The sequence below is a fragment of the Microbispora sp. NPDC004025 genome, from assembly GCF_053604425.1.
The window spans coordinates 271,335-282,629 of sequence record NZ_JBSGHN010000012.1; the positions used below are offsets into that span (position 1 = coordinate 271,335).

Consider the following 11,295-nt stretch of genomic DNA (forward strand, 5'->3'; position numbering starts at 1 on the left):
AGTCCCGCATGCGTGCCCTCACCGTCGTCCCGCACCGCGCCCGTTCGATGGCGCTCACCGAGGTCCCCGATCCCGAGCCGGGGCCGGCCGACCTCCTCGTGGAGGGCCTGGCCGTCGGGATCTGCGGAACGGACAGGGAGATCGCGGCCGGCGACTACGGCTGGCCCCCGCCCGGCCGGGAGCGGCTGGTCATGGGGCACGAGTCGCTCGGCCGCGTACGGCAGGCCCCGCCCGGCTCCGGCTTCACGCCGGAAGACCTCGTCGTGGGTCTGGTGCGAAGGCCGGACCCGGTGCCGTGCGGGGCCTGCGCGCGCGGCCAGTTCGACATGTGCCGCAACGGCCGATACGTCGAGCGGGGCATGAAGGAACGCGACGGCTACGCCAGCGACCTGTGGTGCGTGGACAAGGCTTACGCCGTACGGATCGCCCCCGGGCTCGACATGGACGGGGTGCTCCTGCAACCGGCCTCGGTGGTCGCCAAGGCGTGGGAGCAGGTGGACAAGGTGGGGGCACGCGCGTGGTTCGAGCCGCGGACGGCGCTGGTCACCGGCGCCGGGCCGTTCGGCCTGCTCGCCGCGCTGCTCGGCGTCCAGCGCGGCCTCGCCGTGCACGTCCTCGACCGCGTCACCTCCGGGCCCAAGCCCGGCCTCGTCGCCGACCTCGGCGCGGCCTACCACACGGGGGACGTGGAGGATGTGGTGGCCTCCATCCGGCCGGACGTGGTCATCGAGGCCACCGGCGCGGCCGAGATCGTCGTCGGCGCCATCGCCGCGACCGGGCCGTACGGAATCGTCTGCCTGACCGGGGTCACCCCGGGCGGCCGACGCATCACGGTGGACGCCGGGGCGCTCAACCGCGAGATCGTCCTGGAGAACGCGGTCGTCATCGGCACCATCGACGCCAATCTCGGCCACTATGTGGCGGGAGCCGGCGCCCTCGCCGAGGCCGACCCCGGCTGGCTCGCCCGGCTGATCACCCGGCGGGTGCCGCTGCACCGCTTCGCCGAGGCCTTCGACCGCCGGGAGGACGACGTCAAGGTGGTGCTCACCCTCGGCTGAGGAAGGAAGGGCCTAGCGGTCGCGGCCGGCGGCCAGGCGGGCGAGAGCCTCGAGACCCGCCGCCGCCCCGGGGGCCAGCTCCGCCGACCGCAGCGCCTCCAGCGCCTCCGACAGCAGGTCGTCGACCCTGGCGAGGCTCCACGCCCGCGCGCCCGCCTCCTCCACCAGCCGCGCCGCCCGCGGAAGGTCGGTCTGCGCGAGCGGCCGGCGGTACAGCACGGCGAGAGCGCCGCCCGCCCGTGTCCCCGACGTCAGCGCGGCGACGATCGGCAGGGACTTCTTCCGGTTGCGCAGATCAGAATGAACCGGTTTGCCGGTGACGGCCGGGTCGCCCCAAATGCCCAGCAAATCGTCGACGAGCTGGAACGCCAGGCCCACGCGTTCGCCGAACACGCGCAGGGCGGCCACCTGCTCGACGGTGGCGCCCCCGTGCAGCCCGCCCAGGGCGCACGCGCAGCCGAACAGCGCGCCCGTCTTGCCCTCCGCCATGCGCACGCACTCCCCCAGGCCCACGTCCGCGCGCCGCTCGAAGCCGAGGTCGGCGCTCTGGCCGTCCAGCAACGACTGGACGCAGCGGGCCAGCGCCCGCGTGCTCTCGGCGGGCCTGCCTCCCCCCGCGAGCACGGTGAAGGCCAGTGCCAGCAGGGAGTCGCCCGCCAGGATCGCCTCGCCGCGGCCGAAGACGTTCCAGACCGTCGGGCGGTGGCGGCGGAGTGTGTCGCCGTCCATCACGTCGTCATGGACCAGGGAGAAGTTGTGCACCAGCTCGACCGCGACGGCGGCCGGCAACGCCGCGTCCGCGTCTCCCCCGGCGCCCTCCGCGGCCAGCAGCGTGAACGCGGGCCGCAGGACCTTGCCCCCGCTCGCCCGCACCGGCCGCTCCCGCGCGTCCCACCATCCGAAGTGGTATCCCGCCACCCTGCGCATCGACGGAGGCAGGGTGCCGACCGCATGGCGCAGGGCGGGTTCCACCAGGTCGCGCGTCCGGGCGAGCACGTCCTCCGCGGTCCGCACTCCCGCTGCCATCGGTTCCGTCACGCTCCCACCACCTCGGGCTCGAGTGGACCCACAGGCCGGCTGGACTTGTCGGCATACCCCGGCCGTCACCTCACGACACGTGCCCCGATCCCGGCGGGCCCCGTCCCCGATCTTGACTGCACCTTGTCGTCAAGCCATCATCCTGCTGCTTCGGAACCAGCATTCCCCTGACGATGAACCGCCGAGGATACGCATGAGGACTTTCGAGTGGAGCACCAGAGATTTGGCCGTCCAGGATCGTTTGTCCTATTGGATCGACACCATGTCGCGGCTTGTGCGGGTGCGGTTGACCACCGATCACCCCACCCGTTTCGCGGGGTCGGCGCAGGCGTTCGACCTCGGCGTATTGCAGCTGTCGATGATGAGGCACCAAATGCTCCAGGCGAGCCGGCCCGCGAAGCTCATCCGGCAGTCCGATCCGGAGGTTTTCCAGTTGCACATCATTCTCGAGGGGGGTGGCCGCATGACGCAGGCGGGGCGGGATGCCGTTTTCCACGCGGGGCAAATGCTCCTCCTCGATTCCTCCCGGCCGTTGCGGATGTGGCGGGGAGCCGACGGCGATCCGGCCAAGTCACTGATCGTCCAGTTCCCCCGGGCCGCGCTCGGCCTGCGGGCCGGCGTGGTCGGGCGGCTCGCCGCCGCGCCGTTTCCCATACGGCCCGGCATCACCGGCGTCCTGGCCGGACACCTAAGGCACCTGGCGGACAACGCCGGGGACCTCACAACCCCCGACGCGCGGGCGGTGGCCGCCGTCACCCTCGACCTGATCGCGGCCGCCTACGCCGGCCAGTTCGATGCCGATGACGCGCTGACACCCGAAGCACGACGCCAGGCCCTGCTGTCGCTGATCCACGACTTCATCCGGCGACGGCTCGGCGATCCCGGCCTGACCCCGGAGACCATCGCCGCGGCACACCAGATCTCCGTCCGGCACCTGTACACGCTCTTCGCGGAGCAGGGCCTCACGGTGGCGGCCTGGATCCGCCGATGCCGGCTGGAACAGTGCCACCGCGACCTCGCCGACCCCCGGCGGCGCTCCCTCCCCATCCAGTCCGTCGCCGCCCGCTGGGGCTTCACCGACGCCGCGACCTTCAGCCGCGCCTTCCGCGCCGCCTACGGCATGTCACCACGCGACCACCGCGATCTCGCGGCACGAGACGACCCTTCGGTGGCCGCGCCGTCGCGGCTCTAACGTTGTGTCCCGTGCAGGAGAACATGCAGGAGATGGTCCTGCGGCCGTTGGGCCGCGCCGGCATTCAGGTCACCCCGATGGGTCTCGGGCTCGCCGCCCTCGGCCGTCCCGCGTACATCACGCTCGGCCGCGACGCCGACCTCGGCGGCGACCGCGACGTGGCGGCGATGCGGGCGCGCACGTGGGAGGTGCTGGACGCCGCGTGGGCGGCGGGCGTGCGCTACGTCGACGCGGCCCGCTCCTACGGCCTGGCGGAGGAGTTCCTCGCGGGCTGGCTCGCCGATCGGGGCATCCGGCCCGAAGAGATCGCGGTCGGCTCGAAGTGGGGCTACGAGTACGTCGGCGACTGGCGGATGGACGCCGGCCGCCACGAGGAGAAGGACCTGTCGGCCGAGCGGCTGCGCCGCCAGCTCGGCGAGACCCGCGAGCTGCTCGGCGGTCATCTGTCGCTCTACCAGATCCATTCGGCCACCGTCGAGAGCGGTGTGCTCGACGACGAGGAGGTCCTCGGGGAGCTGCGGGCACTGCGCGCGGCGGGCGTCGCGGTCGGCCTGTCCACCACCGGTCCCCGCCAGGCCGCGACCATCGAGAAGGCGGTCGCGACCGGGCTCTTCGACACCGTCCAGTCGACGTGGAACCTGCTGGAGCGCTCCGCGGGCGAGGCCCTGGCCCGGGCGCACGCCGCCGGCCTGGGCGTGATCGTCAAGGAGGGCGTGGCCAACGGCAGGCTGACCGCCCGCGGCGCGTCGCCGGCGCTGACGCGCGCGGCACGCGAACGGAGCGTCACCCCCGACGCGCTGGCTCTCGCCGCCGTGCTCGCCCGCCCGTGGGCGGGGGTCGTGCTGAGCGGCGCGGCCACGACCGCTCAGCTCGCCGAGAACCTGACGGCGCTCGCCGCCACCTGGGACGACGAGGCCGAGCGGGCGCTCGCCGGGCTGGCGGAGGACGCCGAGACCTACTGGGCCCGCCGCGCCGCCCTCCCCTGGACCTGACGTCAGCTCAGGAACTCGCCGTCCCTGAGCTCCAGCACGCGGTCGGCCAGGCCGACGAGGCCCGCGTCATGCGTGGCCACCAGCGCCGTGACGCCCTCGCCCCGGACGAGCACCCGCAGCAGCTCCATGATCTGGCGGGCGGTCTGGGAATCGAGCTGACCGGTCGGCTCGTCGGCGAGGAGCAGGCGGGGCCGGTTGGCCAGGGCCCTGGCGATGGCCACGCGCTGCTGCTGGCCGCCGGACAGCTCGTACGGCCGCTGCTCGGCGTGATCGGACAGCCCGACCAGGGACAGCAGCACCTTCACCCGCTCCTCCCTGTCCTTGGCGGGAACCCGCGCCAGCCGCAGCGGCACGCCCACGTTCTCGGCGGCCGACAGCACCGGGATCAGCCGGAACGACTGGAAGACGAACCCGACGACGTCGCGGCGCAGCCGCAGCAGGCCCTCCTCGGGCAGCTCGGGCACCGGCTGCCCCGCCACCCGCACCCGCCCCTCGTCGGGCCGGTCGAGGCCGCCGACCAGGTTGAGCAGCGTCGTCTTGCCCGCGCCGGAACGACCGCGGATCGCGACCAGCTCGCCGGGATGAGCCTCGAAGGAGACCCCTCGCAGCGCGCGCACGCCCTTGGGGTAGGTCTTGCGCAGGCCCTCTACGACGACCAGCGGCTCACTCATTCGTCTCTTCCTCTGTGTCGTCGCCGCTGCCCGAGGGCCAGACCCCGATGTGGTCGCGTTCGAGCTCCAGGCGCACCCGGTGCTCCATCGACAGGGCGTTGATGAACTCCCTCGGCAGCTGCAGGCGCCCCGCCCGGTCGAGCACCGCGTACTCCTCGGCGACCACCCTTCCGTCGGAGGAGGTGCGGCGGAACGTCTCGCTGGAGGTGCGGCCGTCCCGGATGCCGATGGTCCGGTCGACCTGCTCCGACACCATCGGGTCGTGCGTCACGACGACGGTCGTGACGCCGAGCTCCCGGTTGGCGTGGCGGAGCACGCCGAAGACCGTCTCGGCGCTCTCGCTGTCCAGCTCACCGGTGGGCTCGTCGGCGAGCACCACCTCGGGCGCGTTGGCGAGGGCGACGGCGACGGCCACCCGCTGCTGCTCGCCGCCGGACATCGCCCCGGGCCGCCGGTCGGCGCGGTCCGTCATTCCCGTCAGCTCCAGCAGCTCGTCCGTACGGGCCGACCTGGCCGCCCGGGACGTGCCGCCGGCCAGCCGCATGGGGAGCATGACGTTCTCCCGGGCGGTGAGGTACGGCAGCAGGTTTCGGGCGGTCTGCTGCCAGACGAAGCCCACGACAGAGCGCCGGTAGCGGAGGCGGTCGCGCGCGGTCATGGACAACAGGTCGATCCCGGCGACCCGGGCCAGCCCGGCCGTCGGCACGTCGAGCCCCGACAGGATGTTGAGCAGCGTCGACTTGCCCGATCCCGAGGCCCCGACGATCGCCACCAGCTCACCCCGGCCGATGAGCAGGTCGAGGCCCTGCAGGGCGACCACCTCGACCGCGGCGGACCCCTCGGTCTTGTAGATCCGTACGAGATTGTCGCACAGGATGTGGGCGTCCGCGCCGAACGCGGGACCGCCCCGCGTGGCCCGGGCCTCCAGGTCAGCCAGCGTGTCCACGGCTTCCTCCCAGGTAGGCGCCCGTGAGGGCGACGGCGGCGACCCCGGCGGCGAGAGCACCGGCCACGACGCAGGGCAGGACGGGCAGCGACGCGGCGGCCGCGAGGGCGCCGTGGCGCCCGCCCGCGTACGCCGACAGGTCGATTCCGGGCCCGAGCAGCGCGGGCATGGCGAGACCGGCCGCCAGCCCGGCGACGGCGGTCAGGACGAGCAGCGGGGCCGCCTCCAGGACGGTGATCAGGCCGGCCTGCCTGCGGCTGAGGCCGAGGGCGCGCAGCAGGCCGAGGTCCTCCGCCCGCCGGGCCGCGCCTCCGGTCAGGGCGATCGCGACGGCCGCCAGCGCGTACGCGGCCAGCGCCGCGGCGGCGACCCGCAGCGCGGCGGTCAGCGCCGCCGTCAGCGGCGTCCCGGTGATCTCGGCGAGCGCGCCCGCCACGGTGGTCATGTGCGCGCCGGACGGCAGCAGCGGCCTGACCGCGCCGGCGTCTCCCGCGATCAGCAGCGTGTTGACGTGCCCGGGAGCCGTGGGGAGGACGATGAGGGCGCCGTCGCCCGCCCCCACCCCCGGCATCGCGCCGACCGTCCCCGCCGGGGTCACCGTCATCCGCGCGGGCCAGCCGATCTCGAAGCTCCGCATGGCGGACAGGTCGGGCGAGACGAGCACGCCGGTCCCCGGCGGAGGCAGGTGGAGCGGGCTGCCCGCGACCAGCCGGCGGTAGGCGCCGAGATCGACCGCGACGACCGTCGCCGGCCGCCCGCCGAAGCCCACCTCGGCGATCGTCGTCCCGACCGCGGCCGGGACGACTGCCCTGACGCCCGGCGCGTGGAGGATCTGCTCCAGCGTCTCCGGAGGGATGCCCTGCGCGCGCTCCACCCTGATCTCGGCGCCGATCCGCTCCCACGCCGTCTGCCGCTGGGCCTCCTCCAGCCCCCCGGCGGCGACCATGCCGTACGCCGCCAGCGCGACGGCCGGCAGCAGCGTGAGCACCGGCAGCGCGGCGCCCGGTACGGCCCGGGCGGCGGCGAGCCCGAGGAACGGCACGGCGGCGGCGCGCCGGGCGGCGGCCCGGAAGGCCAGGTGGATCACGGCCGGGCCGGCGCGCAGCACCGCCAGCGCGGCGGCCAGCGTCAGCAGCACGGGCGCCAGCGCGAGGAACGTGTCACCGGTGGCGAGGCCGCGGGTGCGCAGGAGATAGAGGCTCGCCACGGCGACCACGAGCACCAGGATCTCCGTCGCGATCCGGCGGAGAGCCTTTCCGGGCCGTCGGCCGGTGGACTGACCTTGTGGAGACTGGCGCAGCGCGACGGCGGCGCAGGCGATCGCGACGGTCCCCGCCGCCAGCGCGGCCGGGCCCAGCCGCGCGACCACCGCCGGGGCGCCCGGCACGAAGCCCGCGGCCACCTGGCCCGCCGCGGCCGCCGGCACCGCCGCGAGCGCGACCGCTCCCCCGCAGGCGAGCACGACCTGGGCCAGGGACGCACCGCGGGCGCGCATCAGCAGCAGATCGCCGTGCACCCGGCCGGCGAACAGCAGCACGGCCAGAGCCGTGGCGCCCAGGCACACGACGGCCAGCCCGGCCAGGAACACCGTGATCAGCGCGCGTGTGACGGCCAGCCGGTCCAGGTACTCCCGCAGGATCCGGTCGAACCCGGTCGACAGGGCGAGTTCGCGGTCCTGCCTGCTCAGGCGGCGGCCGAACTCCTCCGTGGCGGCGAGCACGTCCGCCGCGTCGCCCGCGGTGACGCGGTCCGCCTCCGGGGTGACGAGCCATCGGAAGACCATCGGCAGTTCCGCGCCCGCGAGGCTGTCGCCGTCGGTGAGCGCGGTGACGATCAGGTCGTCCTCGGTGGCGAGCGGCACGCGGTGGTGGATGACGTAGGTGAGTTCCGGCTCGAGGGCCCAGAACCGGTCGGCGGGACGCACAGGCTCGAACAGGCCGGTGACCTTCGCGGTCAACGCGCCGAGGCGGAGCGTGTCGCCCGTCCTGATCGACATCTCCGCGGCGGCGACCGCGGGGACGGCCACCTCGAGACGAGTGCCCGAGCCGGGGCCCGGGGGGCCGCCCTCGACGTATCGCACCCGCCGGTCCGCCCCGGACACCCATTTCAGCGTCAGGTAGCGATGCTGCCGGTCGTTGATGAGCATCGGCGGGCCGGCGAAATCGAAGAACGGGACGGGGTCGGCGACCTCCCGCAGCGCCGGGGGGAGCAGCTCGCGCCAGGCGGTGTCCGCCCTGGCCGCCTCGGCCGTCGTCCGCATCGGGGTCAGATCGAAGCGCCGGGTGAACTGGACCGCCAGCGACGCCGTGGCGGGCGGGGCGGAACCGACGGCCGACGAGGCCGCCGCGTCGAGGGAGGACTCGACCATCCGGGGCAGGGCCGAGACGACCAGGGCGGCGCCGAACACCAGCGCGGCCAGCAGCGCCGCCACCCCCCTGTGCACACCCAGAAGGCGGATCACGACGCCTCCCCCGCACGCAGCACGGCGGCCGGCTCACGCCGGTGCAGCGACCGCGCGAGTCCCGCCACGATCACGAGGAGCACCGCGAGGACCGCGGCGGCGAGCGCCGCCACCTGAGACCACGGCACGTGCAGCAGCACCGGCAGCCCGCCCGCGGTCGCGTGACCCGCGGTCACCATCGGCGGCACCACCGCGGCGGACACGGCCACGGCGAGCGCCACTCCGCCGGCCAGTGACAGCCCGATCACGAACGACTGCTCGGCGGCGAGCAGGCCGAGCGTCTGCCGGAAGCTCACGCCGAGTGCGCCGAGGACGGCGAACTCGCCCCTGCGCTCGCGCGCCGCGACCGCGGCGTTGACCAGGAATCCCAGCACGGCGAACGCCAGCGCGGCCGCGAAGCCGAGCAGCAGCGCGCCCTGCAGGCCGGCCGCCGTGGGGTCGTCCCTGTAGCCGGCGGTGAGCGCGGCCACGTCGACGACGTCCCCCCGGCCTCGCCCGGAGGTTGCCAGCGCGGTGGCGGCCCGCGTGGTGTCGCGCCCGTCGGCGGCCAGCCACCACTCCGTCACCGGCCACTCCGTTCCCTTCGCGCCTGCCGCCCGCAGCGCCGCCAGGCCGGCGAGCAGCGCCGGGGCGCCCTCCGGCGTGCCGGGCATCGCGGTGACGACGCCCACGACCCGAATCGGGATCGCCGCCGTGCCGGCCGTGATCCTCGTGGTGTCCGCCAGCCCGGGGGTCACCACGACCGGAAGCGGTTGTCCGGCGGACCCGGCGATCCGGGAGGCCAGTGTGGCCGGCGACAGCTCCGACAGGTCGGGGCGCAGCTGCAGGACACGGCCCAGGTGCGCCGCGTCCGCGGCGATGAGGGTGGCGTCCGCGCCGTCCGCGACGACCGTGGCGCGGTGCGCGGGCATGGCCGCCGCGACCCCCGGCAGCGTGGTGAAGGTCCGCGCGTCGTCCCCGGGGAGGGCCGGGACGCGCAGGGCGGCGCCGGCGAGATGCCTGGCCCGGTCCTCCTGGGCGCCGCGCCAGGTCGCGGCGGTGGTCAGGGACAGCACGCCGATCGCCGTCGCCATCGTCAGCAGCAGCGCCGGACCCGAATAGCGGGCCGGGCGCCGGCTCACCTGCCGGGCGGCCGTCGCCGGCCCGAACCCGGGGCGCCGCCGCGTCGCCCGCTCGGCGACCCTGGCGACGGCGGGCACCAGCCGCAGGGCGGCCATCCCGCCGCAGAGCAGGGCGAGCGCCGGTCCCGCCCCGACCAGCGGGTCGAGCCCGAGCTCGCCGCCGAGGCGCGTGGTCTCCGGCGCGTCCTGGCCGCGCAGGCGCCAGACGGCGAGCGCCGCCAGGACGAGCAGCGCCACGTCGGCCCCGGCCCGCTGGACCAGGCCCGGCCGGTCGGCGCGTCCGCGCGCCGCCTGCTCCTCGACGTACGTGCGGCGGGCGGCGAGCAGGGGCGGGGCGGCCAGCATGGCGGCGCAGGCGAGCGCGACCGCCGCCGCGACCGCGAAGGTGGCCCCGTCGGGCGCGCGGGGCGGCGCCACGCCGGTGGCCTCGATCCAGGGGAACGCGCTCACCAGCCGCAGGAGGACGGGCGCGAGGAACGGCGCAGCGGGCGCGCAGGGCAGCGCGATCAGCAGCGCCTCCCCCGCCGCCATGGCGGCGAGCCGCGGCGACCCGCCGCCCCTCGATCGCAGCAGGGCCGTCTCCATCCGGCGGTGCTCGGCGAGCAGCCGCGCGGTCAGCGCCAGCGCGTACGCGCTCAGCACCAGCAGTTGGAGCACCGGCACCAGCATGGTCGAGCGGGCGACCAGGGCGCCGCGGTCGAGCCGCAGCAGCATGCCGGACAGCGTCTCGGTGACCGCGCACCGGGGGCAGCCGGACCGCACGGCGGCGGAGGTCCCGGCGACCGACGCCGCGAACGGCCGCAGCCGGTCGGGGGAGAGCCGGCGCAGGTCGGGTTCGGCGAGCCAGCGGGCCGAGACTCCGGTCCCGAAACGGCCGAGGAAGGTGCCCTCCGGCACGACCAGGGGTCCGCGGGAGGTGAAGTCGCCGGTCTGCGTGCCGTAACGCAGCAGGGTCTCCCCCTTCCAGCGCGGGTCGTCGGGGTCGCGGAGCCGGAAGACGCCGGTGACGTGCACGCGGACCGGCTCTCCGTCCAGGCGTCCGACGACGGTGAACTCGTCGCCGGCCGACACTCCCATCGCCCGGGCGGCCTGCTCCGAGAGCGCCGCCGCCGTCTCTTCCGTGGGCCAGCGCCCGCTCACCAGGTCCGCCTGGCCGTCCAGTCCCTCGTACGCGGTGAACCGGGTCAGAACGGGCTGACCGCCGCGATCCTGTCCCTCGATCGCGTAGGAGGCGGACTCGACGCGTACGGTGACCTGTACGGGCACCTCTTGGTGGGCGTGGGCGATCCCCGCGCGGACGGCCCGGTCGATTCCGGCGAAGTCCCCGGCCGTGACCGAGGAGGTGACGACGGTGGCGGTGGCGGCGAGCGGCGCCGTCTCCAGGGCCCGCCGCACACCCGCCTGGGTCGCCGACCCCGCGTGCAGCAGCAGAGCCGAGATCGCCGTGGTGGCGAGCAGGATGGAGCCGAACGCGGCGGCCAGCAGCAGGGGCTCGGCCAGCACGCGCCGGACCATTCCGACCACGCTCATCACGGCATCATGACAAGCATGATCGGGAAGCGCCACCGTTATGTTCGCCGTGCGGCGCACCTAGCGTTCCCGCTAGATCAGACAGACCACGCTTGCGGGACATCCGGCACAAAGGTGTATGTTGACCACCGCAAGCGACGGACGCGGAGGAAGCCGGTGTGAATCCGGCGCGGTCCCGCCACTGTCACCGGGGAGCGACCCTCACCCACGCCACTGCCCACCACGGGCGGGAAGGCTGAGGGGAGCGCCGATCCGGGAGCCAGGATACTCCGGCCGTCGGACCTTC

General features: G+C 75.1%; 8 protein-coding genes and 1 riboswitch. Of the genes, 3 read left to right on the plus strand and 5 right to left on the minus strand.

Annotated elements, in window-relative coordinates:
• The first annotated feature begins 8 nt into the window (after positions 1-8).
• Complete coding sequence (locus tag ACWEQG_RS27780) at positions 9-1,058, plus strand: glucose 1-dehydrogenase (RefSeq protein WP_452289113.1); 1,050 nt, start codon at positions 9-11, stop codon at positions 1,056-1,058.
• Positions 1,059-1,070: 12 nt separating this feature from the next.
• Here the strand turns inward: ACWEQG_RS27780 and ACWEQG_RS27785 are convergent, their stop codons facing one another.
• The gene (locus ACWEQG_RS27785) at positions 1,071-2,084 is read right to left on the minus strand and encodes a family 2 encapsulin nanocompartment cargo protein polyprenyl transferase (protein ID WP_452289173.1); all 1,014 of its coding nucleotides are present in this window, start codon (positions 2,082-2,084) and stop codon (positions 1,071-1,073) included.
• 124 nt (positions 2,085-2,208) lie between these two features.
• Here ACWEQG_RS27785 and ACWEQG_RS27790 point away from each other — a divergent pair, with 124 nt between their 5' ends.
• Together ACWEQG_RS27790 and ACWEQG_RS27795 are read left to right on the plus strand one after the other, a co-directional pair.
• Positions 2,209-3,288: an AraC-like ligand-binding domain-containing protein gene (locus ACWEQG_RS27790; protein ID WP_452289115.1), complete on the plus strand. Its 1,080-nt coding sequence runs from the start codon at positions 2,209-2,211 to the stop codon at positions 3,286-3,288.
• 11 nt (positions 3,289-3,299) lie between these two features.
• A complete protein-coding gene (locus ACWEQG_RS27795; RefSeq protein ID WP_452289117.1) occupies positions 3,300-4,280 on the plus strand; it encodes an aldo/keto reductase in 981 nt (326 codons plus the stop codon).
• Between the two features lie 2 nt (positions 4,281-4,282).
• On the opposite strand, the gene ACWEQG_RS27800 is transcribed toward ACWEQG_RS27795, so the two are convergent.
• The 4 genes from ACWEQG_RS27800 to ACWEQG_RS27815 are packed head-to-tail and all read right to left on the minus strand — an operon-like array spanning position 4,283 to position 11,009.
• Positions 4,283-4,951, minus strand: a complete 669-nt coding sequence (locus ACWEQG_RS27800) for an ABC transporter ATP-binding protein (RefSeq protein WP_452289119.1) — start codon at positions 4,949-4,951, stop codon at positions 4,283-4,285.
• Positions 4,944-5,897 (minus strand): ABC transporter ATP-binding protein, encoded by a 954-nt coding sequence (locus ACWEQG_RS27805; RefSeq protein ID WP_452289121.1) that lies wholly within the window; start codon positions 5,895-5,897, stop codon positions 4,944-4,946. Before ACWEQG_RS27805 ends, ACWEQG_RS27800 begins: the two co-directional genes overlap by 8 nt.
• Entirely contained in the window at positions 5,881-8,358 is a 2,478-nt protein-coding gene (locus tag ACWEQG_RS27810; RefSeq protein ID WP_452289123.1) for an FtsX-like permease family protein, read from the minus strand. The genes ACWEQG_RS27805 and ACWEQG_RS27810 overlap by 17 nt, the downstream gene beginning before the upstream one ends.
• Positions 8,355-11,009 carry an FtsX-like permease family protein gene (locus ACWEQG_RS27815; RefSeq protein WP_452289124.1) on the minus strand — a complete coding sequence of 885 codons (2,655 nt, stop codon included), beginning with the start codon at positions 11,007-11,009 and terminating at the stop codon, positions 8,355-8,357. The genes ACWEQG_RS27810 and ACWEQG_RS27815 overlap by 4 nt, the downstream gene beginning before the upstream one ends.
• A 146-nt stretch (positions 11,010-11,155) precedes the next feature.
• Positions 11,156-11,279, plus strand: a riboswitch (cobalamin riboswitch).
• Positions 11,280-11,295 lie beyond the last annotated feature (16 nt).